Source organism: Mycetocola saprophilus (assembly GCF_000718085.1).
Lineage (GTDB): Bacteria > Actinomycetota > Actinomycetes > Actinomycetales > Microbacteriaceae > Mycetocola > Mycetocola saprophilus.
Genome location: NZ_JOEC01000002.1, coordinates 330,439 through 356,945 on the forward strand (window position 1 = coordinate 330,439; position 26,507 = coordinate 356,945).

24 protein-coding genes are annotated in these 26,507 nt (G+C 65.0%); 9 read left to right on the plus strand and 15 right to left on the minus strand.

The window, feature by feature from the left end; genetic code table 11:
• Nucleotide 1: 1 nt before the first annotated feature.
• Complete coding sequence (locus tag IE92_RS0107345) at nt 2-346, plus strand: PadR family transcriptional regulator (RefSeq protein ID WP_030147855.1); 345 nt, start codon at nt 2-4, stop codon at nt 344-346.
• Nucleotides 343-879, plus strand: coding sequence for an HAAS signaling domain-containing protein (locus IE92_RS0107350; protein WP_030147856.1), 537 nt, complete (start codon nt 343-345; stop codon nt 877-879). The genes IE92_RS0107345 and IE92_RS0107350 overlap by 4 nt, the downstream gene beginning before the upstream one ends.
• Here the strand turns inward: IE92_RS0107350 and IE92_RS0107355 are convergent.
• The 6 genes from IE92_RS0107355 to IE92_RS0107380 all read right to left on the minus strand — a co-directional run bounded on the left by IE92_RS0107355 (nt 876) and on the right by IE92_RS0107380 (nt 8,067).
• The gene (locus IE92_RS0107355; RefSeq protein WP_051701711.1) at nt 876-1,913 is read right to left on the minus strand and encodes an aldose 1-epimerase family protein; all 1,038 of its coding nucleotides are present in this window, start codon (nt 1,911-1,913) and stop codon (nt 876-878) included. The genes IE92_RS0107350 and IE92_RS0107355 overlap by 4 nt on opposite strands.
• A gap of 149 nt (nt 1,914-2,062) precedes the next feature.
• Nucleotides 2,063-2,956, minus strand: a complete 894-nt coding sequence (locus tag IE92_RS0107360; RefSeq protein WP_081863961.1) for a carbohydrate ABC transporter permease — start codon at nt 2,954-2,956, stop codon at nt 2,063-2,065.
• Between the two features lie 4 nt (nt 2,957-2,960).
• Nucleotides 2,961-3,866, minus strand: coding sequence for a carbohydrate ABC transporter permease (locus IE92_RS0107365; protein WP_030147859.1), 906 nt, complete (start codon nt 3,864-3,866; stop codon nt 2,961-2,963).
• 7 nt (nt 3,867-3,873) lie between these two features.
• A complete protein-coding gene (locus tag IE92_RS0107370) occupies nt 3,874-5,193 on the minus strand; it encodes an ABC transporter substrate-binding protein (protein ID WP_245601237.1) in 1,320 nt (439 codons plus the stop codon).
• Nucleotides 5,194-5,578: 385 nt separating this feature from the next.
• The gene (gene xylB / locus IE92_RS0107375) at nt 5,579-7,027 is read right to left on the minus strand and encodes a xylulokinase (RefSeq protein ID WP_030147861.1); all 1,449 of its coding nucleotides are present in this window, start codon (nt 7,025-7,027) and stop codon (nt 5,579-5,581) included.
• The gene (locus tag IE92_RS0107380; RefSeq protein WP_030147862.1) at nt 7,024-8,067 is read right to left on the minus strand and encodes an NAD(P)-dependent alcohol dehydrogenase; all 1,044 of its coding nucleotides are present in this window, start codon (nt 8,065-8,067) and stop codon (nt 7,024-7,026) included. The genes xylB and IE92_RS0107380 overlap by 4 nt, the downstream gene beginning before the upstream one ends.
• Before the next feature lie 423 nt (nt 8,068-8,490).
• On the opposite strand from IE92_RS0107380, the gene IE92_RS0107385 reads away from it, so the two are divergent.
• From IE92_RS0107385 to IE92_RS0107395, 3 genes are all read left to right on the plus strand, one after another.
• The gene (locus IE92_RS0107385; protein WP_030147863.1) at nt 8,491-9,540 is read left to right on the plus strand and encodes a LacI family DNA-binding transcriptional regulator; all 1,050 of its coding nucleotides are present in this window, start codon (nt 8,491-8,493) and stop codon (nt 9,538-9,540) included.
• A gap of 70 nt (nt 9,541-9,610) precedes the next feature.
• Nucleotides 9,611-11,701 (plus strand): hypothetical protein, encoded by a 2,091-nt coding sequence (locus IE92_RS0107390; protein WP_051701710.1) that lies wholly within the window; start codon nt 9,611-9,613, stop codon nt 11,699-11,701.
• Between the two features lie 10 nt (nt 11,702-11,711).
• Complete coding sequence (locus IE92_RS0107395; RefSeq protein WP_043321607.1) at nt 11,712-12,758, plus strand: class I mannose-6-phosphate isomerase; 1,047 nt, start codon at nt 11,712-11,714, stop codon at nt 12,756-12,758.
• A 48-nt stretch (nt 12,759-12,806) separates the two neighbouring features.
• Here IE92_RS0107395 and IE92_RS0107400 read toward each other — a convergent pair whose 3' ends face one another.
• From IE92_RS0107400 to purD, 6 genes are all read right to left on the minus strand, one after another.
• Nucleotides 12,807-13,643, minus strand: coding sequence for a hypothetical protein (locus tag IE92_RS0107400; RefSeq protein WP_030147866.1), 837 nt, complete (start codon nt 13,641-13,643; stop codon nt 12,807-12,809).
• A complete protein-coding gene (locus IE92_RS17800; RefSeq protein ID WP_030147867.1) occupies nt 13,615-14,697 on the minus strand; it encodes a hypothetical protein in 1,083 nt (360 codons plus the stop codon). The genes IE92_RS0107400 and IE92_RS17800 overlap by 29 nt, the downstream gene beginning before the upstream one ends.
• A 154-nt stretch (nt 14,698-14,851) precedes the next feature.
• Nucleotides 14,852-16,531 carry an MDR family MFS transporter gene (locus tag IE92_RS0107410; RefSeq protein ID WP_081863960.1) on the minus strand — a complete coding sequence of 560 codons (1,680 nt, stop codon included), beginning with the start codon at nt 16,529-16,531 and terminating at the stop codon, nt 14,852-14,854.
• Between the two features lie 35 nt (nt 16,532-16,566).
• Nucleotides 16,567-17,217, minus strand: a complete 651-nt coding sequence (locus tag IE92_RS17275) for a TetR/AcrR family transcriptional regulator (protein ID WP_051701709.1) — start codon at nt 17,215-17,217, stop codon at nt 16,567-16,569.
• A gap of 300 nt (nt 17,218-17,517) precedes the next feature.
• Nucleotides 17,518-18,336, minus strand: a complete 819-nt coding sequence (locus IE92_RS0107420; protein WP_030147870.1) for a carbonic anhydrase — start codon at nt 18,334-18,336, stop codon at nt 17,518-17,520.
• Nucleotides 18,337-18,630: 294 nt separating this feature from the next.
• Entirely contained in the window at nt 18,631-19,905 is a 1,275-nt protein-coding gene (gene purD, locus IE92_RS0107425; RefSeq protein ID WP_030147871.1) for a phosphoribosylamine--glycine ligase, read from the minus strand.
• 17 nt (nt 19,906-19,922) lie between these two features.
• Here purD and IE92_RS0107430 point away from each other — a divergent pair, with 17 nt between their 5' ends.
• From IE92_RS0107430 to IE92_RS0107450, 4 genes are all read left to right on the plus strand, one after another.
• Complete coding sequence (locus tag IE92_RS0107430; protein WP_030147872.1) at nt 19,923-20,294, plus strand: sterol carrier family protein; 372 nt, start codon at nt 19,923-19,925, stop codon at nt 20,292-20,294.
• On the plus strand, nt 20,291-21,049 hold the full coding sequence (locus tag IE92_RS0107435) for an SDR family NAD(P)-dependent oxidoreductase (protein ID WP_030147873.1): 759 nt from the start codon (nt 20,291-20,293) through the stop codon (nt 21,047-21,049). The genes IE92_RS0107430 and IE92_RS0107435 overlap by 4 nt, the downstream gene beginning before the upstream one ends.
• Before the next feature lie 53 nt (nt 21,050-21,102).
• Nucleotides 21,103-22,983, plus strand: a complete 1,881-nt coding sequence (locus IE92_RS17805; RefSeq protein WP_081863959.1) for an ATP-dependent nuclease — start codon at nt 21,103-21,105, stop codon at nt 22,981-22,983.
• A gap of 165 nt (nt 22,984-23,148) precedes the next feature.
• A complete protein-coding gene (locus tag IE92_RS0107450; protein ID WP_030147874.1) occupies nt 23,149-23,388 on the plus strand; it encodes a PLD nuclease N-terminal domain-containing protein in 240 nt (79 codons plus the stop codon).
• A 10-nt stretch (nt 23,389-23,398) separates the two neighbouring features.
• On the opposite strand, the gene IE92_RS0107455 is transcribed toward IE92_RS0107450, so the two are convergent.
• The 3 genes from IE92_RS0107455 to IE92_RS0107465 are packed head-to-tail and all read right to left on the minus strand — an operon-like array spanning nt 23,399 to nt 26,345.
• Nucleotides 23,399-24,163 (minus strand): heme ABC transporter ATP-binding protein, encoded by a 765-nt coding sequence (locus tag IE92_RS0107455; protein ID WP_245601238.1) that lies wholly within the window; start codon nt 24,161-24,163, stop codon nt 23,399-23,401.
• Nucleotides 24,160-25,236 (minus strand): FecCD family ABC transporter permease, encoded by a 1,077-nt coding sequence (locus IE92_RS0107460; protein ID WP_030147876.1) that lies wholly within the window; start codon nt 25,234-25,236, stop codon nt 24,160-24,162. Before IE92_RS0107460 ends, IE92_RS0107455 begins: the two co-directional genes overlap by 4 nt.
• Complete coding sequence (locus IE92_RS0107465; RefSeq protein WP_030147877.1) at nt 25,233-26,345, minus strand: heme/hemin ABC transporter substrate-binding protein; 1,113 nt, start codon at nt 26,343-26,345, stop codon at nt 25,233-25,235. The genes IE92_RS0107460 and IE92_RS0107465 overlap by 4 nt, the downstream gene beginning before the upstream one ends.
• Between the last annotated feature and the right edge of the window lie 162 nt (nt 26,346-26,507).

Sequence of the window (26,507 nt, forward strand, 5' to 3'; positions counted from 1 at the left end):
CATGTCGGAGGAAACCGAGGCCGTTCTGGTCCAGCTGCGTAAGGGCGTGCTGGAGTACTGCGTGCTCGCCTGTCTGCGTGGTGGACCGGCGTACGGACTCGAGCTCGCGCAGCGGCTTGCGCCACATCGGGCACTGTTTGCCAATGCCGGCACGCTGTACCCGCTGCTTTCCAGGCTCAAGAAACAGGACCGGGTGGAGACGTACTGGGAGGAATCCAGTAGTGGCCCGCCGCGGCAGTACTACCGGCTGTCTCCGTCGGGGACTCGGGCACTCGAAGCCTTTGAACTGGTGTGGGGCCGGTTCAATCAGGACGTTGAAACCGTACTAGGAGGGGAATCTGTATGACCGGGGAATCTGCCATTGATCGTCCGCTGGTGGCCGCGTATCTGCGGGAACTTGACCTCGCGTTGGCCGGTGCCGACCCGCGCGAACGTGCCGAGACGCTGGCCGCCATCGAGCACCATGTGAGCGATGCGCTCGCCGAAGATAACTCACCCGAGGCGACCAGGCGTGTCCTCGCCGAGCTGGGTTCCCCGAGTGCCATTGCCGGTGCAGCCAGCCCTTTGCCCAGTCCGCAGCCCACCTCGGTGGCACCCCAACGCGATCGTTTCGCCACCGGTGCCCTGACCCTCGCCTGCGGCAGTATCGCGCTCATGCTGGCGTCGCCGCTGGTTGCCGTGCCGCTGGCGCTCATCACGATCATCATGTCGATCGTGCATGTCCGTGCGCCCGGGGCCAACCGCCGATACACCTGGCTCGCGCTGGGACTCGCGCTCGTCCCGCTGATTCTGGTGGCCGCGTATCTGCTGCTGTTTTTCCCACCCACGGGAAACGACATCAACCCGGGCGTTCCCGGGTTCGGCTACCCCGAAGACTAGACCTCCGCCGACCCCTCGCGCGCGAAGGCGAACTCGATGCGGTGGCGCACGGTTTCGCCGGGCTGCAGGATCGGCAGGGTGCCGGCCTCACGGGCGGCGGCGCGGCCGGCGATGGTCGCGCAGTTGGAGGGTTCGAGGCCCAGCACGTAGGTGCCCTCGCCGAGCATCTTCCACTGGTAGAGGTTGCCCAGGGTGGCGCGGTCAAAGCGGATCTCGGCGCTGATGCCGATGTTGGGGTTGGTCAGGCGGGCGCGGCTCCAGCCGCTCGCCTCGGCGGCGGGCGGCACATGCCGGTAGACGCGCTCGGGGATATCGGCCACCGGCGCGTGGAACTGGTTCCAGATGTCCATCTCGGCACGCGCGTGCTCGTCGATCCCGATCCGCTCATCGGCGGCAATGTCCAGGGTGCTTTCGGGACTGAGCAGCGGCCAGCCGAAGTTCGCGTGATACAGCACCATATGCGGCTGATCGGTGTCGCCGAGGTTGGTCACCTGATCGGTGATCCGCAGCGTGCAGCCGCCCACCCGGGCGGTGATCTTCCGCCGCACCTCGATATTCTCCCCGAACACGGTGGCCTGACGCATGGTCCCGATCACCGTGAGTTTGCCGCCGCGCACCCGCACCGTTTCCAGGGTGGCCGGGGTTGCGCCAAAGCGTCCATGGGTGCCGAAGTCGCGACCCTGATCGGTGCTGGGCGGACCAAACGTGTCCATCCCGCAGGTGGCCAGCAGCCCGCCGCCGAAGGTGCGCAGGAAGTTCTCGCCCTGTCCGTCATAGGCTGCGGGGGATCCGATTCCGGTGGGGGACAGCCAGGCCACCGGAACCCCGGCAAAGCTCACCCGGCCCACATCCAGGGCGCGATCGGGGTGCAGGTCCACGCTCAGCCCGCCGCCGGTGTCCAGCGCAATCCGCCGCGATCCGGCACCGGGACCGTTGGACTCCACAAACGAATCGATGCGGGCCAGCTGCTCGGCCCGGCCGGTAAACCGGCGAATCTGTTCGGCCGGAACGCCATAGGTGTGTGCGGTGGTCAAATCCCTGAACTCCCGTGTTCGTGGAGGGCCAAGACGGTGAGTGGCCCGATCTCTCCCCATCCTGTCGCACCCGGCCGAAAATCTCGGGAGAGACACAAAAAGCGGGACGGAACCCGAGGGTTCCGTCCCGCTTCCCGGGGAGGGCGATACTACTTTCCGGCGCCCGCGGTCAGACCGCTCACCAGCTGGCGACGAGCCACCAGGTAGAGCACCAGGATCGGCAGGGCCGAGAGGACCACGGCCGCCAGGGTGGCCGGCACGTTGACACTGAACTGACCCTGGAAGTTCCACAGCGCCAGCGGCAGCACCCGGTTCTCCTCGCTCTGGGTCAGCACCAGCGGCAGCAGGAATCCGTTCCAGACGTTCAGCGCGTCATAGATCAGGACCGAGGCGATGGCAGGGCGGGCCAGCGGCAGCACCAGCTGGCGCAGGATCGTGCCGTGGGTCGCGCCGTCCATCCGCATCGACTCAAACAGCTCGCCGGGGATATCGCGGATGAAGTTCACCAGGATCAGCACCGTCACCGGAATCGCAAACGCGATCGAGGGCAGGATGATGCCGGCCAGGGTGTCGTACAGGCCAACCCGTCCCAGCATGAAAAACAGCGGGATGATCGTGGCCTGCAGCGGAATCGCCAGCCCCAGCAGGAACAGTGAGTAGGTGGCCTTCACAAACTTCTTGCGCGAGCGCACGATGACGTAGGCGGCCAGCAGGCTCACCGCGACGGTGATCACCACGGTGGTCAGGGTCACGATGATGCTGTTCACGAAGTAGCGGCCGAAGCCCGAGCCCACCACCAGGCCGAATGCCTCAAAGGTCGGATCGGTCGGGGGCAGCAGCGGGTTGCGGGTGTAGTACTGACCCTGAGCGGTGATGCTGGTGATCAGGATGTAGTACACCGGGACGATGATGATCGCCAGCCAGATCCAACCGGCCAGGCCGCCGATGTAGTTACGACGCTGATGGCTGCGACGCTTCGGGGCGGCGGCCGGCTGCGGCGCGGCCGTGCGGTTCCGGGGACGCGTGGGGGTGTGGGTGGACATGTGCTTACGCCCCTTCCTGCTGGCTGTTCATCCGGTTGAAGCCGGAGAACTTGGTGAGTGCGAGGGCAAGCAGCAGTCCGATGACCACCAGCAGGACCGCCAGCACGCTGGCTCCGCCGAGGTCGCTCGCGGTGAACCCGGTCAGGTACATATCGAGCGGCAGCAGCCGGGTCGCGTATCCCGGCCCACCCTGGGTGAGCACGTAGACGATGTCGAAGTAGGTGAGCGAACCCACCACCATCAGGGTCGAGGAGGTCACGATGGTGTTCTTGAGCTGCGGGACCGTGATGCTGAAGAACTGACGTACCCGTCCCGCACCATCCAGCTGGGCCGCCTCATACAGCGACGGCGGAATCTGGCGGGCACCGGCCTGGTACAGCAGCGAGTGGAAGGGGATGAACTGCCAGGCGATCACGAAGATCACCACGTACAGCACCAGGTGCGGGTTTCCCAGCCAGTCCTGGGACAGCAGCGGGATACCCAGGGACTGGCCGAGGCCGTAGTTGGGATCCAGCAGTGCCTTGAACGCGATGGCGATCGCGGCGGAGGAGAGGATCAGCGGCAGGAAGTACAGCGCCGAGAGCACCGCGCGGTAGCGCTGCTTGCCGGCGGTGAACACACCGATCAGCAGGCTGATCGGGGTCTGTACGATCCAGGAGAAGATGATCACCTGGAAGCTGAGCCACAGCGCGTTATAGGTCACCGGATCGCCAAGCTTGCGAATCCAGTTAGCCACGCCGTTGAACACCGGAGCGGTGAGGCCATCCCAACTCGTAAAGCTCAGTCCGAGTGCCACCGCGAGGGGAATGATCGCGAAGACGAGGAAGAGGATCAGGGCCGGGGCTACCAGCCAGGTGCTCGGGGCGGAGGCGTTTTCGACGCCGGCCCCACCGTTCCGTGTTTTTGTCATTGTTCTACTACTTGCCGAGGGTCTTGTTCATGTTGTCGGAGAACTGCTTCGGGGTGCTGGTGCCGCCAAAGAGCAGGTCCAGCTGGGTCCACAGTGCCGCCGAGGCTGCCGGGGAGAGTGCGAGGTCCCAGGACTGCTGGAAGCTCGGCGCCTCGGAGACCATGTCGCTCAGGGTGGTGGCGAAGTCGCCCTTAACCTTGGTGGCGGCATCGGTCAGCGGGGGGATGTTCCCGGCGTCGGTCATGGTCTTGACGTAGCTGTCGTTCCACACGTCCGAGGTGATGTAGTCCAGGGCCTTCTTGGCCTGGGCATCGGTGGCCTTGGCCGAGATCGACCAGTACACCGAGGGGTTACCGGCGAGCGACTTGGGGTCGCCCTTGCCGCCATCCACCGCGGGGAAGGCGGCGTAGCCGAGCTTGCCGTCGGACTCGAACTTGGGGTCGATGTCCTTGATACCCGAGTAGGCCCAGGAACCCTGCAGCAGCATGCCGGCGCGGCCGGTGACCATGAGCGCCAGGTCGGCGTTGGTGTCGGCGGAGACCGAGGCGTAGCCGTCGGCGAATCCACCGGCGTCCACGAGCTGACGGATCATCTCGCCGGCCTTGATCACGGCGGGGTCGGACCAGGCATCGGGCTTGTTGTCCACGATGTTCTGGAAGACCTCGGGGCCGCCGATGCGGTCAACCAGGTATTCGATCCACATCAGGTACGGCCACTTGCTGCCGCCACCGAGGGAGATCGGGGCCACACCGGCCGCCTTGAACTTGGGGATCGAGGCGATCAGTTCATCCCAGGTCTGCGGGGCTTCGACGCCCGCCTTCTTCAGGACGTCCTTGTTGAAGTACAGGACCACCGGCGCGGTTGCGCTCATCGGCACCGCGTAGGTCTTGCTGTCCACGACGCCGGCCTGGGCAACGGAGGGAACGATCTTCTGGGTCCAGTCGGTCTTGCCCGAGAGGTCCGAGGTCAGGTCGCGCACGAGTCCGGCCTTGACGTAGGACTTCAGCGTGCCGCCACCCCAGTTATAGACGAGGGTCGGAGCCTGGTCGGAGGAGACCGCGGTGCGGATCTTGTCCTTGAAGTCGTTGGTGCCGAAGTAGTTGTCCTTGATCTGGTCGTCCGGGTGAGCGGAGTTCCAGTCCTTGATCGAGGGCTCGACGTAGGGGCGGTCGGCCGTGGTGCTCCAGGCGCTGAGCCCGGAGGAGCTGGAGGGCCCGGTGCTGCAGGCTGCCAGGCCGACGCTGAGCGCGGCGACGAGGCCGAGCACCGAGGCGCGCAGCACTGCGCGCTTTCGAGGCGAGGTACGGGTGGGGGCGGAATTCTTCACGAGAATCTCCTTGGGGGAAAAGGAAGGGGGTGTGCCGGTACGGTGCAACGTTGCACCGGCGGGGAGCGAAGGGGGTTCGCTTGCCCGGGATCGAGACGACGACTCAGTCGGTCGGTTTCGGGCTGGCACCGTGAGGGTTGCTCGGAGTGTGGGACCGGCCACTTGTGGTGGGGGAGCGGTCCGACAATCGTCGGTCACCTCATTGTGTGTCGAGCTGTGGAACAAAAAGTTGGATACGTTTCCAATCGAAAGACTAATCCGATTGATGGCATTCTGTCAAACCTAGAATGCGCTCATTACCTGCAAATTTCTCGGGCATTAGCGCAATATTGGCGCAATTTTTCCAGTCGATTGATGGAACGTGATGGAACAGGCGTTGTGGGGGCTACTCCTCCTTCTCGTCGGTGTAACGCCGTGCGGCACGCGCATACTGCGTGCGCAATTCTGGAAGGGCCTCGCCATCCACCCGAACGGCGGGGGCGGCGGGCCAGGCGGGGCGCGAGCCGGTGAGGGCCCAGGCCGCCTGTACGGTGGCACCGGCGGCCACGTACTCGCCGGGCTCGGGGATCAACACCGGGACGGAGAAGATCGATGCGGCAATCCGCTGCACGGCCTCGCTCTGCGCGGCACCACCGATCAGCAGGACCCGGGTCGGGGTGATCCCCGAGCGCCGGACCAGAGCGTCAAAGCCATCGGCCAGGGCACCGAGCATGCCCTCGACCGCCGCACGGGCGAGGCCCTCACGGGTCGTGGAGCCCAGCGTCATTCCCGAGAGGGTCGCGGTAGCATCCGGGTGGTTGGGGGTGCGCTCGCCCTCAAAATAGGGAACCAGGGTGAGCCCGTCGGCTCCGGCGGGGGCCGCCAGCGCCAGGCGCGAGAGCTCGGCATGATCCACGCCGAGCAGGCCGGCCGTGACGTCCAGTACCCGGGCGGCGTTCAGGGTGCACACCAGGGGGAGGTGCCCGCCGGTCGCATCGGCAAAGCCCGCCACGATGCCGGTGGCATCGGCGGTTCCGGCCGTGGTCTGGGCGAAGACGGTTCCGCTGGTGCCCAGCGAAACGGCCACGTCTCCGGTCTCCAGGCCGAGGCCCAGGGCCGCGGCCGCGTTGTCGCCCGCACCGGGTCCGAGCACAATCCCCGCGGGGATCCCGTCGGCGAGTGCCGCGGTGCTGCCCGCGGATTCGCCCGGGCCCAGCACAACCGGCAGGATCGCGTCGTGGCCGAGCGCGGTGATCAGCAGGTCCCGGTCGTAGTCCTCGGTGGTGGCCGACCAGTAGCCGGTGCCGCTGGCATCGGATCGGTCGGTCCGCAGCGCCGCCAGATCGGGTCCCAGCGGACTCTCGCCCTCGGGCCCGAATCCGGCCAGACGCCAGGTCAGCCAGTCGTGGGGGAGCGCCACCGCGGCAACGCGGGCGGCGTTTTCGGGCTCGTGATCGCGGAGCCAGCGCAGCTTGGTCGCGGTGATCGAGGCGACCGGAAGGATCCCGGTGCGCTCGGCGTAGGACTCGGCCCCGATCTCCGCAATCAGATCCAGGGCTGCCTGGGCGCTGCGGGTGTCGTTCCAGAGCAGGGCATCGCGAATCACGCGACCCTCGGCGTCCAGGGCAACCAGCCCGTGCTGCTGTCCGCCCACCGAGAGTGCGGCCACGTCGGTGAGTCCACCGGCCGCGGCAACCGCCCGGCGCAGTGCGTCCCACCAGTGGGTCGGATCGACCTCGGTGCCCGCGGGGTGATCCGCGCGCCCGGAACGGATCAGCGCGCCGGTTTCCAGGTCGCGAATCACGACCTTGCAGCTCTGGGTGGATGAGTCGACCCCGGCAACCAGGGTGCTCATCGGGTGCCGGCCCCCGGGGCCACGATGACCTTGAGGGTCTCGGGGTGGGTTGCGGCTGCCAGCGCCTCGGTGACGCCGTCGAGGTCGAAGCGGGAGGTGACCAGATCGTCGAGGTCCACCGCGCCGGTCGAGGCCAGCTCGATGGCCAGCGGCCAGGTGTTCGCATAGCGGAAGACGCCGGTGACGTTGAGTTCCAGGTTCTGGATCCGCGAGACCGGCAGGCGCTGATCATCCGCGCCCATCCCGACCAGGACCACCGATCCGGCGGGGGCGACGGCGAAGATTCCGGCGCGGATCGCGGGCTCGGCCCCCGAAGCGTCGATGAAGGCATCCACGCCGAGGTTCAGGCTCGCAATGTCCTGGTCGATCGGGTCGATAACCTCGGTCGCCCCGAACCGCAGTGCCACCTCGCGGCGCTCGGCCACCGGGTCGCTCACGATAATCGAGGTCGCGCCGAAGGCACGGGCCACCTGGGCGATGATGATGCCGATCGGGCCCGCCCCGGCGATCAGGACCGAGGATCCCGGTCCCACACCCGCCTTCTGGTTGGACCAGATGCCCACCGAAAGGGGCTCGCACAGCGCGGCGGCCTCGAAGCTCATGGTGTCGGGGATCGCGAACGCGTAGTCGGCCTCGATTACGGCGTACTCGGCGAAGGCGCCGTCAATCGGCGGGGTCGCGTAGAACTCCATGTCCGGACACAGGTTGTAGCGGCCGCGCTTGCACTGCTCGCAGCGACGGCAGGCACGCTGGGGTTCGATCGAGACGCGCTCGCCGATGCGGTCGGCGGCAACGCCCGCGCCCACGGCGACGATGGTTCCGGCCGATTCGTGGCCGAGGATCATCGGGGCATCCACGATGAAGGAGCCGATGCGGCCCTCGTGGAAGTAGTGGACATCGGATCCGCAGACGCCCACGGCGGCGATTTTAACGAGGACCTGACCGGCCTCCACCGCGGGCAGGGCACGGGTTTCCAGGCGCACATCTTTGGCGGCGTGCAGCACGCTCGCTCGCATTTCGGTGGGGAGTGACGAGTTCATGAGGGGAACCCTTCCGGCCGCGACTATGCGGCCAATCGAGGCGGCCGGGGAAGCCACCCGAGATCTAGGTGAAATGGAATCGGTTCCAGTGTCACTCACAATATTTTTTCTGTCAACTCCGAATTGAAATTCACATAATCCCCGCGAATACGCGGAAATTCTCAGGAAACTCGGAATTGACAATCAAAACAAACCGGGCTTAGGCTCCTGATTGGAAACGTATCCAACAATTCCAGCTCAGATCTCGGAGAGGAGGCCAGGGCTCATGATCGTATCGATCGGTGACGCACCGGTGCCGCCTCTGGCTCGTACCCGGGAAGCATCTGGTATCCAGGAACCACGCCCGCTTCGCATCCCCGCGAGCGGGCCGCTGATTCCTGCCGCGTTTTCGCGTGGCCAGGGTTCTTGGAAGAGGGCAGAGTAATGAGTAATACAACCGGCGGACGCCGGGAAAACGGTGGCAAGCAGACCACAATGCGTGATGTCGCTTTGGCGGCGGGCGTGGGCCTGGGCACCGTATCCCGAGTGTTCTCCAACGTCGGCAGCGTGGCCCCGGCCACCCGCGAAAAGATCGAGGCGGCAGCCCGCGAACTGAACTTCCGACCGAGCGCGCTCGGCCGGGACCTGAAGCGGCGCACCACCAACAACATCGGCCTGATCGTGACCGACATCTCCAACAACTTCTACGGCGAATTCGCGCAGGGGGTGCTGGCCACCGCCAAGGAGCAGGGTCGGCACGTGATCCTCTGCGCGAGCGGCGAGGAACCCGAAACCGAACGCGAATATATCGACCTGCTGGTGGAACAGCGGGTGGATGGCATCATCGCGTTCCCCACCGGGCACAACCTGGACTCCTGGCGCAGCGCCCGCGACCTCGGCATCAACATCGTCTTTGCCGACCGGGAACTACCGGATCTGGACATCCCCTCGATCGTCGTGGATAACGAGGCCGGTGCCCGCCGGCTGACCGAATACCTGCTGGCCCTCGGGCACAGCCGGATTGGCTACCTCGGTGGACCCTCGGAGCTGACCAGTGGTGGTCAGCGCGAGGCCGGATACCGTCAGGCACACCTCGATGTGGGCGTAGCGGTCAAGGAAGACCTGGTGGTTCGCACCCGGTTCACCCGCGACACCGCCTATGCCAGCGCCCTGCGCCTGCTGGAAAACCCGGTGCCGCCCACCGCCCTGGTCGCCACCAACAACGTGCTCGGCGAGGCCGCCCTCACCGCGATCCGTGATCGCGGACTGAGCGTCCCCGACGACATTTCCCTGGTGATGTTTGACGATGTCCCCTGGGCCAATCTTGTGGAACCCCCGATCACCGTGGTGGCACAGCCCGCCTGGCAGATGGGGCAGTCCGCAACCCGCATGGTTCTCGCCGCCGACGGCGAGAAGGTGCAACCGCAAACGGTCAAAACCGAGATGGTGCTGCGTCGCAGCGCACGGCCGTTGCACTCGTCCGCACCGGCATAGCCGGGCCGGCGGGCGGGTGCTCCCCCAAGAAATTGATAGCCCCCGCTGACGTGGGAGAAAGAGCCTGATTATGGAACGCGGTATTTACTTCGACGGATGGTATCCGAACGAGTACTGCACACACCCGAGCATGCCCCCGCGGCGGCTCACCATGGTCGATGACATTGCCGAGATGGGTGGCACGATGCTCGTGTGGGCCGGCCTCGGTGGTGGCTCGATCAGCCTGCCCTACCTCGAGGAGGAGGCCTTCGGGCACATCCCCGCGCGGTTCCGTCAGCACGGGTATGTGAACGACTCCGAATTTGTGGCCCATGCCAAGGATCGCAATATCGACCTGTTCGGCATTATTTTTGAGGCTCAGGCCTGGGAGTTCCCGGCCGAGATCGTGGACGGAGAGGTCCTCGCTCAGAATAAGGTGCGCGGTGTTGCGCCCGAGTCGACCATCGGTCTGCGTGAGTTCTCCACCGACACCGGTCCCTCCTCCTGGAAGCCCTTCCGCCACTACTTCCCCGAGGGACTGGTGAACTCCGACGGTGAGCAGGTGGTGGACCTCTGGGAAGAGGTCGTCTCCCGCGACCTCGAGGGCAACCCGCTGCGCGCCCACTGGGTCGAGATCGACGATAAGAAGCAGGTCTGCTACCTCGCCGATCGAAACAACCCGGTCTGGCGCGAATACCTGAAGGCGGTCATCCGCATCCAGATCGACGCCGGTGCCCCCGGAATTCAGCTGGACGAGACCGACGTGCCGCTGCTCGCGCTGCGCTACGGCGGCTGCTTCTGCAAGGACTGCGTCAAGGGCCTGCGCGCCTACATCAAGACCCTCCCCGAGACCCCCGAGGAACTCGCCGGGGTCGACCTGGACACCTTCGACTACCGCGAATGGCTGCTGGCCCAGGGCTTCAAGGCCGGAACCGCGCCGCAGGCGCTGCCGCTGTACGAGCACTACAGCCGTTTCCAGCAGTTCGAGATCGCCAAGACCTTCCGCGAGATGGCCAGCTACGTCAAGGAATACGCCGCCGAGGTGGGCAAGACCGTGCGCGTGGCCGGAAACTTCTACGACTGCGCCCCCTACTATGACGCGATGGTGGACCACGTGGACGTGCTGGTCACCGAGATGCGCGAAACCCGCTACCAGCAGCCCTGGTACTACCGTCACGGTGTGGGCCTCAGCCGAGGCAAGCCGCTCGTCGCGGTCGAAAACCCCTACGGCGGCGTGACCGAGGACCTGCTGCGTCAGATTCAGCTGGGCAAGGGCCGGGACCTCTTCCGCCTCTCGATCTACGAGGCCAGCGCGATGGGTGCCAACATGTCGCTGCCCTATGGCTCCTGGCTCGGCACCGAGGTCAAGGACTCCTACTGGGTACCCAAGGAGCTCGCGGTGGAGGTGGGCCAGTTCCTGGTCTCGATCGACGAGGTCACCTCGAACGTGTCTAAGCATCAGACCGCGGTCATCTACTCGGTGGCCTCGATCGCCCGCGACACCATCGACTCCGACCAGTTCAGCGACGACGGTCGCTGGTTCGAGCCGGTCAAGGCCCGCGACGCCCGCCCCGCCTCCTACTGGCAGACGGTTGAGCACCTGAGCCGCAGCGCCCGGGTCTTTGACACCATCGTGCTGCCGGATGAGGAGCTGCGTGCCACCGATGTGACCGACGCCCAGCTCGCCACCTACTCGACCGTGGTGGTACCCGACGCATGGAACATCTCCGCCGGTCAGCACGCGCTGCTGGTGAACTTCCTTAACGGCGGTGGCCGCGTGGTTGTCAACGGCGCCTATGCCACCGAGCTGGCTCCCGAGATCGCCGCCGAGGTGCTGGAGCACGCCGGAACCGTGATCGTGGACGGCTTCGAGAAGATCGCCGCCGAAACCCCGCAGGAGGTCCTCGGAGACCTGGGCGAGAAGGCCGCCGCGAGCGTGCACGTGCTCGCCGACGGGGGAACCGCGCTGCACCTGGTGAACTTCGACTACGTGGATGAGAGCGATCTGATCGTCTCCCGCCCGGACTTCACCGTGGGTCTGCGCACCGAGGAGTCCTTCACCTCGGCCGTGTTCTTCGAGCCCGGTGCCGAGCCGGTGACCCTCCCGGTCACCGTCACCGACGGAGTCGCCTCTGTGACCCTGCCGGTGTTCAACGCCTACGCCATCGTTCGCTTCAACTAGGCGACCCGAGATGTCACAGGTACTTGTTGCGCCCCGGGTGTACTCACCCATCGTGTTTGGCGCGCATCAGCCCGATGAGCGTCCGTACCGCGGAGGGGCCGGCATCGCCGCTTTCCGCGGGACGGAGGCCGCGGCGAGCGAGTTCACCCCCGAAGACTTCGTAGCCTCGGTCACCGAGGTTCACGCGGGCGGCGGGATCGGACTCTCGCGGCTCGATGACGGTTCGCTGCTGCGTGACGCCGTCATCGCGGACCCGATCGGGTTCCTTGGCGAGGAGCACGTGCGCCGCTTCGGCGCGCGCACGATGCTGCTGGTCAAGCTGCTGGATACCGCCGAGCGACTGTTTGTCCACTATCACCCGGACAACGCCTTCGCCCAGACCCAGCTGCACACGCCGCTGGGCAAGACCGAGGCGTGGGCGATCATCGGTGTGGCCGACGGTGTGGAGGGTCACGCGCACCTCGGGTTCAACCGCGAGGTATCCGAGGCCGAGGCCGCGCACTGGGCACAGGCTCAGGACGTGGAGAGCATGCTCGGCGCGATGAACCGCATTCCGCTCGCCGTGGGCGACACCCTGCTGGTTCCCGCGGGCCTTGCCCACGGCATCAGCGCGGGCATCACCCTGGTGGAGTTGCAGCAGCCCAGCGACCTGTCGATCCTGCTCGAATATCAGGGCTTCCGGGGCCTCGGCCCGGCGGATGCCCTGCTCGGGCTGGACCTCGACACGGCCATCGGCGGTCTGGATCGTCGCGCGTGGGACCCCGAACAGCTCGCGGTACTCAAGAGCACCCGCGCGCTGGCCGGCGGCGGAAGCTCGCTGTTCCCGGCGGTGGCCGACGAGTTCTTCGGGGCCGAACGCTTCACCGTGGCCGGTTCCCGAGAGCTTGAAGCCTCGTTCGCGATCCTGGTGATCGTGGACGGCACCGGCTCGCTGGAAAGCGCCGCCGGCGCGCTGGATCTGCGCCGCGGCATGACCGTCCTGGTCCCGCACGGCCTCGGCCAGGTCACCCTGACCGGTCAGCTTGAGGTCATCCGCGCACTGCCCCCGCGCGCCTAGTCACACACAAAAACCCCGGGCCGATCGTTCACCGATCGGCCCGGGGTTTTATGGTCCGGGCGGGGCGAGGGCTGTCAGCAAATCCCCGGAGAGAATCGCCACCGCGGCAGAAACCTGTGCGGGCTCTCCCACCACCTCCTCGGCCCTGCCTGCCATCAGGGACCCGGGGGCAGCGGGACCCGAGGCAAAGAGTTCCGCCAGGTACACCAGCGCCTCCCGAGTTGCCGTGTTGCTGAGTTCATCGGCGAGAAGTCGAGTAAACACGGCGCTGAGTTCCCCGGTCTCCACGGCTCGGAGTACGCGGTAGGCATCGTGCGCATCCTTATCGTTGAGTCGACCGGGGGTGGCCACGCGCTCGCCGATCTTGTGAAGCTTCGCCACCAGCAGGGCGGCCGCACCGGCGACCCTGACCCTCCGAACTCGAGAATCATGAGGGTCGAGGGCCGGCACCTCCATTTCGTCACAATCTACGAGCGCCGCTTCGAGACCGCGTGCGCGTCGGGTCGCCCGCACATCGTGGGGAGGGATACGAGCGCCGCGCGAACCCGGTCCCGCCAGTTCCTCGGGCACCATCAGATCGACGGGAATACCCTCGGCGTTCACCCATGAGCCGGGCTGGGCGGTTGCCGAAGGCAAGAACCCCGCCGTTCTCATGGCGGCTTCCAGGAGAGGATCCGAGGCAAGGCGCCGAGGATCCACCGCGACGTCGCTGTCTTTTGTGGCCTCGGCGAGTGCCACGTCGATTCCTCCCGTGCGCAGGTACACGGCCTGCGCGCCGATCACGATGATGGCGTCGCGGTGATCCCACAGCGCATCGAGCGCATCGAGAAGCACCGAGCGGGCGCGCACGAGGAGGTCAACTCCGGAGTCGCCAGATCCCTTCATTCGCCGTCATCCATTCCACGAGAGCTTCGGCCTCCGCGGGCGCCCGTCCGGGCCCGGACATCAGGTCGGCGGCCACCTGAGTTGGGGCCACAACCCTCAGCCCATCAGGGCGTTCGATCGTTTGGCTGAGAGATACCCCGTAAGCCGGACGGGCCAGGATGACGTTGGCACCGGTATCGGTCGGGCGCAGCCCCCACGCGGCGGCCGAGGCATCTATGTCTGTGGTGTACAACATGGCGGCGCGCACGGGAGCGTAGGGCGCCCAGGTGGCCGCGGCAACCGAGCCGGTGACCGCAAAGTTCGGGCCCTCGGTCTGGCGAACCCGGTCGAGAAACGCCTCGATTCCGCGCGGTGCGATCCACCGGGTGATCGTATTGGTGCGCAGGAACTGGTAGTCCTCGCTCCATCGGCGCAGGAGTGCGGGCCAGTCGGGAACCGCAATGAACCCGTCTTGTCGACGTACCAGCGCTTCGGCTTCCATAAATTCGATGACTCGATATACGGAACCCGTCGAGGTTGCCGAGGCCCGCACTAGTTCGCTGATTTTCCAGGGACCGGGAGCATCGAGTAGGGTCCGGACGACCATGGCCGCGGGGCCACCCGAAAGTGTGCCCCTTGGTCGGCCTGGTCCACGCCAGGGATCGCTATCAGCGCCTCGGTCGGAGAGAAAAACCGCGGGCGAATCTGCGCGTAAAAAAAGGTTCCCGGTGGCATCAACGTAGGACAACTCGGCCTCGGTGAGTCGCTCCCGAGTGGATTTTGCGAGATATCTGGCCGCGACCAGACCAATTGATGTTGGTTGTTTTGCCCGTAGCAGGTCGAACTGATCCCTGATTCGGGGAACATCTCGCACCTCAATGAGCCGCTTTGCGTATACCGAGATTGGAGCCTCGACCCCATCGGGGGAGCGCAGGGTGAACGCCGAATCCTTGCGGGAAACGGTGAGGGGTGCAGCCGTCTTAGTGAGGAGCCACTCTCCGGGCAGACGTTTGCGGAGCTGCGCTATGGCGTCCACGACGATATCTGTCTCCGCGCGTTCACTTACTTTCTCCATGTTCAGATAATAGGCATGTTCCGAACGCGGCGGAAACGTTTATTTAACTGAATATTGAGACGAACGGAAGAGGCGGAAGCTGAGCGCCCAGCCGCATCAAAAACCCCGGGCCGATCGTTCACCGATCGGCCCGGGGTTTTATGGTGCGGGCGGGTTAGCGCTGCGCGCCCTGCGGGCCGGGGCCGGTGGGCTTGTCCGGGGCGATCACGGGGATCGAACCGGTGTCGGCACCCACCACGGAACCGGCGGCCACGGTGACCGAGTCCACCGAGATGGAACCGGTGGCGGGGGCGGAGTCCGGGCCCTGCTTGGCACGCTCAAGCGAGGTGGCCAGCGGCTTCTCCTTGATGAAGAGCAGCAGCACGATGCCGAGGATAACCAGCGGAACCATGTACAGGAACACCGGGGTCAGTGCGTCGTTGTAGGCGCCGATGATGATGTCGCGCACCTCCTTGGGGAGGGCCTTGACCACGGCCGGGGTCAGCGAGTTGCTGTCGCCGCCGGCGCTCCCGCCGCCGGGCTGCTGAGGCATCCGCTCGGCGAATAGGTCGCGCAGGCGGGCCACGAAGAGGCTACCCACGACGGCGGAACCGATCGAGGCACCGATCTGACGGAAGTAGTTGTTCGCGGCGGTCGCGGTACCCACCTGGGCCAGCGGGAACGAGTTCTGCACGATCAGCACCAGGATCTGCATGTTCAGGCCGAGGCCCAGACCCATGATGGCCAGGTAGGCGCAGATGATCCACACCTGCATGCCGGCGGTCATCGTGGACAGCAGGACCAGCGAGAGCGCAACCAGTGCGGTACCGATGATCGGGAACATCTTGTACTTGCCGGTGCGGCTGACGATCTGACCCGAACCGATCGAGGAGATCAGCAGCGCGGCCATCATCGGGATCATCAGGAAGCCGGCCTGGGTGGCGTCGGCACCGGTGACCATCTGCAGATAGGTCGGCAGGTAGGCCATCGCACCAAACATGGCGATACCGATGATCAGACCCGCTCCGGTGGAGAGGTTGAAGTTACGGTCGCGGAACAGGTGCAGCGGCATGATCGGCTCGGCGGCGCGGCGCTCGACCATCACGAAGGCGACGGCGGTGACGATGGCACCGATGATCAGGCTGATGATGACCGGGGAGTTCCAGTCATAGGTGGTGCCACCCCAGGTGGTGACCAGCACGAGGCAGGTCGAGGCCAGGGCGATAAACAGCATGCCGGCCACGTCGAGCTTCGGACGGGCACCGGTGTGCTTGGGCAGACGCAGGAATGCGACGGCCGAGGCGATCGCCAGGATACCCAGCGGAATGTTCATCCAGAAGGCCCAACGCCAGCCGATGCTCTCGGTGAACCAGCCACCCAGCAGCGGTCCGGCCACCGAACTCAGCGCGAACACACCACCCATGATTCCCATGTAACGGCCACGCTCGCGGGCGGGGACCACGTCGGCGATGATCGCCTGGGAGAGGATCATCAGACCACCACCACCGAGGCCCTGGATCGCGCGACCGGTGATCAGCCAGGTCATATCGGGGGCGAGACCACCGACGATGGAACCGACGATGAACAGCGCGATCGCGCCGATGAACAGGCCCTTACGGCCGATCAGGTCGCCGAGCTTGCCGTAGACCGGCAGCATGATGGTGGACGCCAGGATGTAGGCGGTGGTGACCCAGAGCATGTGGTCCACACCATCGAGCTCGCCCACGATGGTGGGCAGCGCGGTGGAGAAGATGGTCTGGTCAAGCGAGGAGAGCAGCATGGTGACCATGAGCCCCGCAAATACGAGAAGAATGCTGCGCCTGGTGGGGGTGGCAGCCGCTGAGGGAATAGACATGAGGTGTGTTTCTGATCCGTGTGTGAGTGGGGGAATTAGGAGTGTGTGGGCTCGTCGATGATCCGTCGGATCATCTGGAGCGAGTCTGCGATGAGCTCTTCCTGGGGTGCCCCGTCGGGGTCTTCGAGCCAGCGGTGCATGGCCGGATGCATGATCGCGAAGGCGAGCAGCACCACCACGCGGGGCTCATCGGGGAAGACGTCGGAACCCTCGGCGCCGACGGCGTCGCGCCGCCGCTGCAGCAGGGCGGTGAGTTCGGTTTCGGCCTCGGCCATCCGCGCGAATTCACGCACCGCGAGGTCCGGGGTGGAGTGGATGAGTGCCCGGCGCTCGCGCATCGCCGCGGGGTCGGTACGGTTGCGGGTGCTCATCATTCGGCGGAACAGCTCAACCAGGTCGAGCAGCGTGGTGCTGGGCCGCTCGTTGACAAACCAGTCGATCATCTCGGGGGTCGGGCGGGGCGGGGTGTGTCCGAGGAACACGCCCTCCTTCGATCCGAAGTAGTTGAAAAACGTGCGCGGGGAGACCATGGCGGACTCGCAGATCATCTCCACGGTGACGCCCTCATACCCGTGTTCCTGGGCGAGATCGAGGGCCGCGCGTTCGATTGTGCGTTCGGTGGCCAAGCGCTTACGTTCGCGCAGTCCCAGTTCGGACTCGGGAACACCGGCGGCGGGGAAATACATAACTAACCTTCTTCGTGCAGAGAAGTTAATTATGCAGAGACTGCACGCTTTGTGCAATCCGGTGTGGCTGACATTCGTTTTGTCGGCGTGGTTGGCGATCCAAAAATCGCGTGATTTCGGGTGAAACTACGTAGCTGAAAGATTGCTGAGGGAGGAATGGATTCATTGCGGGCCTGCCCCAATGCTAGGTGGGGTTGCCCACGGAAAATCCGTGGAGCCTCGAGCGGATCTTCCTGTGCACGGGCGAATAAGGGGGCAAGCCGGGTCGTCGAGGCGTTACCCCGACGACCCGGCAGCGGACTAGGAGGCGGGTACCTCATTCACGCTGCGACCATCCAGATCCTGAACCGGGCGGGCGTTTTTGGGGTACAGCGCCTGGAATGCCGACAGCTGTTCGGCGGAGATTGCGCCCGGAGTCTGATACACGTTCCAGTGCACGCCCTCGGTGCAGGGCGGCGTGGTAAGTGAGCCCTCGTACTCCAATACCTCGGAGCCTGCGGGGAACAAATCGGCGGGGTTGAGGGTGCCGGGAATGGGCTCGGGGTGGTCATCCGCGCTCACATATTTAGGCATTGAGTCGAAGAGGCCGGCCAGGGCCTGGTTTGCCTCGCCCGCATTAAACAGGACCCCGAGGACGGCGACCGCACCGTCTGCACTCTTATTGACCAGGTGGAGTTCGAGGTCCGCGTGTTTACCATCGATCGTGTGCTCGCTGGTGGTGTGCAGGTGGAACTGCTGGAGGAAGTACTGAGTACCGTTGATCACAACATAGTTATCCGTGTGATTGGCAGGGGCTGCCTCGATCGTATGACCGTTGTTTTCCACCTCGAAGATGCTGGCCTGATAGTGAATCTCGGGGGCTTGGGCGGGCTCCCTGTTGAGATCGGCCGTGTTGATGTTGATCGGGGACTGTGCCGTGCCGGTCGCGCAGGTTGCCGAGACGTCACCCCAGTGCCCGGGATCCGTCGCACCGGAGTAGGACCAGGCGGCCGCACCCGTCGGTGCCGAGGCCGAGGGGGAGGGGGAGGCTGACGGGGTGGTGTCGGTCGTTGCGCAGCCGGCAAGGAGTAGCGGGAGGCCGAGCGCAAGCGCGGAGAGGGTGGCGGTGTGACGGTTCATGATTTCCTCACGGAGTGATGGGCATTCTTGACCGCAAAATATACGATTATTTCGGTGTGGGCGATGGCCCTAACGGACGTACGTTTTGCGGACAGATTGACGGTATACCCCCAGGTCAGAGCATGAATAGATAACATTTGCGATCTTGTCGCCTTTGGTCACTCTTGCCACCAGGATGACGAGTTATCCATCGAAATGGCTTGGTCATCAACGCCGTCTCGACGTTCGTGTTGTGAACGCAGCAGGGGCCGACACCCCGTGGTGCCGGCCCCTGCTGCGGGAGTGGTATGAGGACTAGTTTGCAACCTTCGCGGCGATGTCGGTGCGGTACTGACCGCCCTCCAGGCCGATCTTGTCCAGCGCCGCATAGGCGGCGGCACGGGCGCCGGTGAAGTCATCACCGAGGCCCACCACGTTGAGTACGCGCCCACCGGTGGCGAACAGCGCATCGCCCTGAACGGCCGTTGCCGCGTGGGTCAGGTGCACGCCGGGGATGTTTTCGGCGTGGGCCAGGCCGGTGAGCACTCGACCGGTGATCGGTGCCTCGGGGTAGCCCTCGCTCGCGAGCACCACGGTGACCGCGGCCTGGTCGGAGAATTCCGGACGGGGCTGCTCGGCCAGGGTGCCGGTCGCGGCCGCATAGAGCAGCTCGGAGAGGTTGGAGGTGAGGCGCGGCAGGACGATCTGGGTCTCGGGATCGCCGAATCGGGCGTTGAACTCGATGACCTTGACCGTGCGGCCACCATCCACCAGGATCAGACCCGCATAGAGCAGGCCCACAAACGGGGTGCCCTCGGCGGCCAGCTGACGGATGACCGGGGCGGCCACGGTGTCCAGCACCTGGTCCACAAACGCGCGCTCGGAGCCAAAGTGCTCATCCAGCCAGGGCAGCGGGGAGTAGGCGCCCATGCCGCCGGTGTTGGGGCCGGCGTCGCCGTCCTGCAGGCGCTTGAAGTCCTGGGCAGGGGAGAGCGGCAGCACGTTCTGGCCGTCGCTCAGGAAGAACAGGGAGACCTCTTCGCCGTCGAGGAACTCCTCGATCAGCACGCTGCCGGCATCGAGGTACTGGCGGGCGTGCTCGATCGCGGCGTCGCGGTCGGAGGTGACCAGCACGCCCTTGCCGGCGGCCAGGCCGTCGGCCTTGACCACGTGGGGTGCGCCGAGCTCGTCGAGGGCGGCCACAACCTCCTCGACGGTGGACGCGCGGAACGCCCGTCCGGTGGGGACATTCGCCTCGGACATGATCCGCTTGGCGAAGTTCTTCGAGCCCTCGAGGGCGGCGGCCGCCCGGTCGGGACCAAACACCGCGAAGCCGGCGGCACGCAGCGCGTCGGCCACACCGGCCACCAGCGGGGCTTCGGGACCGATGATCACCAGGTCGGCGTTTTCGGCACGCGCGAGTTCGGTGACCGCTTCGGGGTCGGTGGCGTTCACCGCAACCACGGGCACGCGCGCGGCGATACCGGCATTGCCGGGGGCCGCCACGATGGCGTGGCCGGCGTCTTCGCCGAGCAGGGACAGGACGATTGCATGCTCACGGGCACCGGAGCCGAGGACCAGGATCTTCACGGTACTAGCCTAGAGGTATGGCACGTGCACAGATACCCGATTCCGACGGTCTCGCGGCCGTTCTGGCCACCCGCGGCGAGGCACCCACCCGCGATCAGAAGGCGATGGCGGTTCGTTACACGCTTCAGCTGCTCGCCGAGCGCGCACCCGGGAACACCGTCGAGGTACGGGTTCCACCCTTCGGGGCCACCCAGTGCATCGAGGGTCCGCGGCATACCCGCGGCACCCCGCCGAACGTGGTGGAGATGACCGCCGAGGTGTGGCTGGACCTCGCCCGTGGCATCCTGGACTGGGATGACGCGGTGCAGGCGGGGAAGGTCTACGCGTCGGGTCAGCGCGCCGATATCGGCGGCCTGCTGCCGCTGCTGCGCGGAAGGTTTGCCGAGTGAGCGCCGCCGAGAACTACGCCCCAGTCACGCTGATCACCGGCGGAACCCGCGGCATCGGGGCCGCAACCGCCCGCCGTCTCGCGGCCGCCGGACACACGCTGGTGCTCGGATATCGGGGTAATATCGCCGCGGCGCAGGCGCTGACCTCCGAGCTGGCCGAGGCCGGAACCGAGGTCCTGGTGGTCGGGGCCGACCTGTCCACCGACGCGGGCATCGACACCCTCTTTACCGCGGCGCTTGAGCGTTTCGGTCACCTGGATAACGTGGTGAATAACGCCGGGGCGACCCTGCACATCGGACCACTGGCCGAGACCCCGAGCGACATCGTTCGTGAGGTCATCAACATCAACCTGACCTCGGCGGTGCTGGTCGCCCGGCGTGCGGTGCGCGAATTCCTCGCCGCCGAGACGCCCGGCGTGCTGGTGAACGTCTCCTCAACCGCCGCCCGCAACGGATCCCCCAACACGTATGTGCACTATGCGGCGGCCAAGGCCGGGGTGGATGCGCTGACTCAGGGGCTCGCCGCCGAGGTGGCATCGCACGGAATCCGGGTGGTCGGGGTGGCCCCGGGCACCACGATGACCGATATCCATGCGGATGCCGGGGAGGCCGACCGCCCGAAAAAGGCGGCCGCGCGTATCCCGCTGGGCCGCGCCGCCGAACCGGACGAGATCGCCGCGGCCATCGCCTGGCTGGTCTCGCCGGATGCGAGCTACACCGCGGGCACCACGATCCGGCTCTCCGGCGGGGCGTAGGCCCGCGTATTGGGACTGTTGGACGGCATGAATCGCTGTGACACTAATGCTCCATGAGGATTTCTAAGGTATCGATTAAGAATTTTCGATCGTTAAAGGATGTCGAGATTGGTTTTGAAGCCGTAACAACATTCATTGGTCCAAATGGTGTGGGGAAGTCAACAGTTCTTCGTGCACTTGATTGGTTTTTCAACGGTTCAAAAGGCAGCGAGCTTGGAGAAGCAGATTGTTCAAATGGAGACGTACACGAACCAATTGAAGTGCGGGTAACGTTCAATGAACTAAGCGACGCTGATAGGCAAGCACTCGGCAAATATGTGACTCCTGGATCGGACACGTTTACAGCCTGGAAGATTCGTGACACCGCTGGGGCAGAGACCTTATCCGCTAACGCCAAGGGCTTCCCCGCCTTCAGCAAGATCAAGACAGCGTCAACGGCAGCAGAAAAGAAGCTAAGTTACATCGAGCTTCGTGAGGCCGATCCTGAACTTGGATTACCTGTAGCTGCAACTGGTCCAAGAATCGATGAGGCTCTGACGACATGGGAAGCCCAAAATCTAGAACGCCTAGAAAATGTCCCCGAAGTGCAGACCAACTTTTTCGGGTTTAACGGTAACGGGAAAATGAGTGGCCTTTTCGATTTCGTTTTGGTCACTGCCGATTTACGTGCGACCGAAGAATCGGAAGACTCCAAAGCAAGCATCATCGGTCGGATCCTTGAGAGAACTGTCGATCGGTCGGCCGCAGATTCTGAGATTGCAGCGATAGTCGAAGATAGTCAAAAGAAACAGCAAGCGGTCTATGGGGAGAGATTCTCGGACCAGCTGGAAGGCGTTCAACGCTCCCTTAACAGTCTTATAGGTGCTTACGTCCCAGGTCGGATGATTTCTGTTAAACCTTCTGCAATCGAACTTAAAGCCCCACGTACGACGTTTAGTGTTTCGGTGCAGGATGGCAAAACCGAAACTGTAATCGAGCGCCAAGGCCACGGGTTTCAAAGAACACTTCTGATCTCGGCGCTTCAACTTTTGGCACAGACAGCCGCGTCATCGGACGAGGGAGTGATTTGTCTTGCCATCGAAGAACCGGAGCTATTTCAGCACCCAACTCAAGCGTTGGCATTTTCAAAGGTTCTCCGCGCGCTCGCCGAAGACAATGAACGACATATTCAAGTTACGTACGCAACCCATAGCCCCTATTTCGTTGAGCCGAGTAATTTTCAGCAGATTAGGCGACTAGTGCGTACAACGAGTGAAAAGCCTGAAGTTTCTGTGCACAGTACTGATATGGACGCGGTAAAGCATAAGTTAGCCGATGTAGTGAAAGCTGACTCAGTGCAGTCACAATTAGGCGGAACTATTTCGAATCAGCTCTCCACAGCGCTGTTTTCTTCAGGCGCACTGCTCGTAGAGGGAAGCTCAGATGGTGCGGTGATCGCTGGAATTGCAGACAGATCGGGGACAGCTGCACTCGAGGCGCGTGGAATCGCGGTGGTTGCTGTTTCAGGCAAAATGAATATTCCTCTGGCCCACGCCATTCTTGACAGCATTGGCATCCCAACATATTCGGTTTTTGATGCAGATGCTGGGTTTGAAAGTCGAGCACGGGCAAAAGGGAAAAGTGACGCCGCCGTTGCAAATGAATCCACGACGCACACGAAATCTAACCGGGCACTACTAAAGTACTTTGGCCTAGCGGAGGTTGATTTTCCCGCGGAATCGGTTGGGCCATCGGTTGCGATTTTTGGTGACCATCTTGAAGCTTCGTTGAACGAATACTGGCCTGGCTGGATGACCGAGTTTAGAAAGCTTGAGTCAGAGGTTGAGATGCCAATCCAGAAGAATGCGGATGCTTATCGGACGGTCACTCAACGTGCAGAGGGCGATGTGCCGTCAGTATTCACGAGCATTTTGGAGAAAATTTCGTTGATGTGATCCGCTAGGTACCCCTGCTTTTGGCGGGGGTACCTTTCGCAGTATAAGAAGACAACCGCCTGACTACTGTAGCGCGGGGAACCGCGATCTGCGGGTTTAGTGGGTAACGTGATCTCGATCAAAGCAAACGACTGTTATTCTGAGGCCCACTATCGAGGGGGAACCATGGAACCGAATCCGCTGCTACCAGCCGGCTACGACATCGTCTGGAGCCTGGTCCTGTTGGCGATCATCGGCCTGGCCGTCGCCGCGCTGATCTCGCTGGCGCGCAGCCCGCGCACCGGCACCCCCGCCGACTCGTTCCGAGCCCTCTGGGCCTTGGCGATCATCTTCCTGCCGCTGATCGGATCACTCACCTGGTTCTTCTTCGGTCGCCAGCCCACCCGCGCACACTCCCGAAGCTAGTACCCCGGGACTAGCGCAGCGGCACGATCAGGGGCGGGCGGCCCGGGCGCTCGATGATTTCGACCCGCTGGCCGTAGACCTCCTCGACCCGCTCGGCGGTCAGCACCTCACTCGGGGTGCCCGAGGCCGCGATGCTTCCGCGCGAGAGCAGGGTGATCCGGTCGGCATAGGCGGCGGCAAGGTTCAGATCGTGCAGCACCACCACCACGGCATCGCCGGCGCGAGCCCGGTCGCGGGCGATGCGCAGCACGTCCTCCTGATGGCGCAGATCGAGGGCCGCGGTGGGCTCGTCCAGCAGCACAATCGGCGCGCGCTGGGCGAGCACCCGGGCCAGAGCTACACGGGCGCGCTCGCCGCCGGAGAGGTGCGGGATCGTGCGGTCCATCAGGTGAGCCACGTCGGTCTGAGCCACCGCCTCGGCGATCGCCCGCTCATCCTCGTCCTCGGCGGGGGTGCGCTGCCAGGGCGCGCGTCCCATCTCCACGATCTGCGCGGCGGTAAACGGGAAGGTGACCGTGTTGTCCTGGGTGAGGACCGCGCGCTCGCGGGCCAGCTCCTTCGGACGCCACTCGCCGAGGTTCTTCCCGTCGAGCAGCACCGCCCCGGACGCCGGGGTGCGATCGCCCGAGAGCATCGCCAGCAGCGTGGACTTCCCGGCACCGTTGGGCCCGATCAGGGCGTGCAGTTCCCCGGGAAGGACCCGCAGCGACACATCCCGCAGCACGGGCTTTCCCGAGAACGACAGCGAAACGCGCTCGGCCATCAGATCGCTCATGCCCATCCTCCCTGCGACTTACGGGTGCGAATCAGCAGCCAGAAGAAGAACGGTCCGCCCACCAGCGAGGTGACCATGCCGATCGGCAGGTCCGCATTGGCAATCGCGGTGCGGGCAAACAGGTCGGCGAGCACCACCAGCAGCGCGCCGCCGAGCACCGAGGCCAGCAGCAGCGGCCGGTGGGCGGGGCCGATGATCATCCGCATCAGGTGCGGGATCACCAGACCCACAAAACCGATGATGCCGGTGAAGGCCACGGCCACCGAAACCAGCACGGCGACCAGCAGGATGACGGTGATCCGCAGCGCCTCCACGTTGACACCCAGGTGGCGGGCGCTCTTCTCGCCCAGCGCAAAGAGGTCAAGCTTGGGGGCGACGAGATAGGCGGCGATCAGGCCCACGATCACCACCGGGAATACGGTGGCCACCTGCTTCCACAGGGCACCGTTCAGGCTGCCCAGCTGCCAGAACACGATCTGCTCGCGCGAGGACGTGTTGCCGAGGAAGGTGAGGAACCCGAGTCCGGCGGCGCAGATCGCGTTGATCGCGATGCCGGTAAGGATCAGCGTGACCACCTCGGTTTTCCCGCCCGAGCGGGACACCATATAGACGGCAAACACGCTGATCAGTCCGCCGACAAAGGCCAGCGCGGGCACCGTCCAGTTGCCCAGGGCGGCCATCCCGGTGACAATTGCCAGGGCCGCGCCGAGTGCCGCCCCCGAGGAGATTCCGATCACGCCGGCATCGGCCAGCGGGTTGCCGAAGATCGCCTGCAACAGCAGACCCGATCCGGCCAGCGCGGCCCCCACAAGGACACCCAGCAGCAGCCGGGGCATCCGCACGGTCCAGAGCGCCGCCTCGGCACCGGGGGCCGCGGGCGGGACCGAGACGCCGAACTTGGCGATGATCAGGTTCCACACCTCGTGCGGGGCGATCGGAAACTGGCCGAGTCCCAGCGAGATAAAGATGGCGAGCACCAGCGCGATCGCCAGCCCGCCGATCAGGGCGAGACGACGACCGGTGAGGCGATGCCCGGACAGACGGGTGCGTGCGGGGGCCTGCGCGCCACTCATTTGGCGGGGGTGGCGCTGGGCTCCGGCGCCGTATACAGGGCGCGGGCGAGGGACTCCACCACGGCCGCCGTGCGCGGGCCGAAGCCGAGGATCTCGGTGTCGTTCATGGTGACCACGCGGCGGTGTTCACCGGCGGGGGTCGAGGCCAGGGCGGGGATCTGCTCGAGCAGCCCGTCGATCCCGTTGACCGATTTCAGGCCGTCGGTCATCATCAGCAGCACGTCGGGCTTGGCGTTCATCAGGGCCTCGGCGGTCATCGGCTTCATGCCGCTCCAGCCGATCTCCTTGGCTACGTCCACTCCGCCGATCGCATCGATCAGCGAATCGGCGCCGGATCCCTCTCCGAAGAGGTAGTAGATGCCCGCGCCGCCGCGGGCGTAGAGGAAGATCACACGGGGACGCTTGGATTCGTCCGTGGGGGCGATCTTCTGGATGTCCGCCAGGCTGGCCTTGAGCTCCTTGTCGATGCGCTCGGTCAGCTTGGTGCCGGTCTCGGGGATGCCGAGGGCGGTGGAGACCTCGCGCACGATGTCACCGGTGTTGGAAATGGTGCGGTCCTGGGTGATCTTGACCACCGGAATGCCCGCCTGAGCGAGCTGTTCGCGGACGGCCTTGGGGCCGAGGCTGCCGTCGGTAAGGATCACGGTCGGGGCCATCGCCAGGATCGCCTCGGCGTTCAGGGTGTGGCTGGAGCCGGTGGCCAGCGGCAGCTTCTCGGTTCCGGGGAACGAGGTGGAAGCGTCGCGTCCGATCAGGTTCTTGCCGAGGCCCAGGCCCCAGACGGTGGCCGCGAGGGTGCCGGAGATGTCGAGGGCGAGGATGCGCGAGGCATCCTTCACGGTGACCTGTGCACCGGCGTCGTCGGTCACGGTGACCGGAAGCGTGGGGGTCGGATCCTTCTCGATCGGATCGATGGCCGGGTTGGCCAGGCACGCATCGGAGACGCCGGTGATCTGGTTGGCCGGGGTGTCCAGCTTCAGCTCACTCAGCGGGGTTTGGGCGCAACCATCGTTCTCGGGCGTCGTTGCCGTTGCGCTACATGCGGTGAGCAGCAGCGCGGTCAGGGTGAGGAGTGCGGCGGTGCGCACGCTTTTTCCGCGGGGTGACATCGGGATTCTCGCTCTACGTGGGGGATTTAATGAGGTAAGGCTTTCCTCAGCTTGACAAGTGCCGTCCCGACCAGATTTACTCGTTCATAGCCTTGCCTTACTTAGGCTAACCTATCCGAGCTTCGAGTGGTACTTCATCTCGGGCCAGCAACGGATAGCCCC

Bases quoted from the DNA above. Each gene is read 5' to 3' on its own strand.
- IE92_RS0107430 (WP_030147872.1), top strand. From the start codon at position 19,923: ATGGCACGTGCACAGATACCCGATTCCGACGGTCTCGCGGCCGTTCTG.
- IE92_RS0107360 (WP_081863961.1), bottom strand. From the start codon at position 2,956: ATGTCCACCCACACCCCCACGCGTCCCCGGAACCGCACGGCCGCGCCG.
- IE92_RS17275 (WP_051701709.1), bottom strand. From the start codon at position 17,217: ATGTATTTCCCCGCCGCCGGTGTTCCCGAGTCCGAACTGGGACTGCGC.
- xylB (WP_030147861.1), bottom strand. From the start codon at position 7,027: ATGAGCACCCTGGTTGCCGGGGTCGACTCATCCACCCAGAGCTGCAAG.
- IE92_RS0107385 (WP_030147863.1), top strand. From the start codon at position 8,491: ATGAGTAATACAACCGGCGGACGCCGGGAAAACGGTGGCAAGCAGACC.
- IE92_RS0107350 (WP_030147856.1), top strand. From the start codon at position 343: ATGACCGGGGAATCTGCCATTGATCGTCCGCTGGTGGCCGCGTATCTG.
- IE92_RS0107390 (WP_051701710.1), top strand. From the start codon at position 9,611: ATGGAACGCGGTATTTACTTCGACGGATGGTATCCGAACGAGTACTGC.
- IE92_RS0107420 (WP_030147870.1), bottom strand. From the start codon at position 18,336: ATGAACCGTCACACCGCCACCCTCTCCGCGCTTGCGCTCGGCCTCCCG.
- IE92_RS0107450 (WP_030147874.1), top strand. From the start codon at position 23,149: ATGGAACCGAATCCGCTGCTACCAGCCGGCTACGACATCGTCTGGAGC.
- IE92_RS0107400 (WP_030147866.1), bottom strand. From the start codon at position 13,643: ATGAAGGGATCTGGCGACTCCGGAGTTGACCTCCTCGTGCGCGCCCGC.
- IE92_RS0107460 (WP_030147876.1), bottom strand. From the start codon at position 25,236: ATGAGTGGCGCGCAGGCCCCCGCACGCACCCGTCTGTCCGGGCATCGC.
- IE92_RS0107380 (WP_030147862.1), bottom strand. From the start codon at position 8,067: ATGAACTCGTCACTCCCCACCGAAATGCGAGCGAGCGTGCTGCACGCC.
- IE92_RS17800 (WP_030147867.1), bottom strand. From the start codon at position 14,697: ATGGAGAAAGTAAGTGAACGCGCGGAGACAGATATCGTCGTGGACGCC.
- IE92_RS17805 (WP_081863959.1), top strand. From the start codon at position 21,103: ATGAGGATTTCTAAGGTATCGATTAAGAATTTTCGATCGTTAAAGGAT.
- IE92_RS0107410 (WP_081863960.1), bottom strand. From the start codon at position 16,531: ATGTCTATTCCCTCAGCGGCTGCCACCCCCACCAGGCGCAGCATTCTT.
- IE92_RS0107345 (WP_030147855.1), top strand. From the start codon at position 2: ATGTCGGAGGAAACCGAGGCCGTTCTGGTCCAGCTGCGTAAGGGCGTG.
- IE92_RS0107455 (WP_245601238.1), bottom strand. From the start codon at position 24,163: ATGAGCGATCTGATGGCCGAGCGCGTTTCGCTGTCGTTCTCGGGAAAG.
- IE92_RS0107465 (WP_030147877.1), bottom strand. From the start codon at position 26,345: ATGTCACCCCGCGGAAAAAGCGTGCGCACCGCCGCACTCCTCACCCTG.
- IE92_RS0107395 (WP_043321607.1), top strand. From the start codon at position 11,712: ATGTCACAGGTACTTGTTGCGCCCCGGGTGTACTCACCCATCGTGTTT.
- IE92_RS0107365 (WP_030147859.1), bottom strand. From the start codon at position 3,866: ATGACAAAAACACGGAACGGTGGGGCCGGCGTCGAAAACGCCTCCGCC.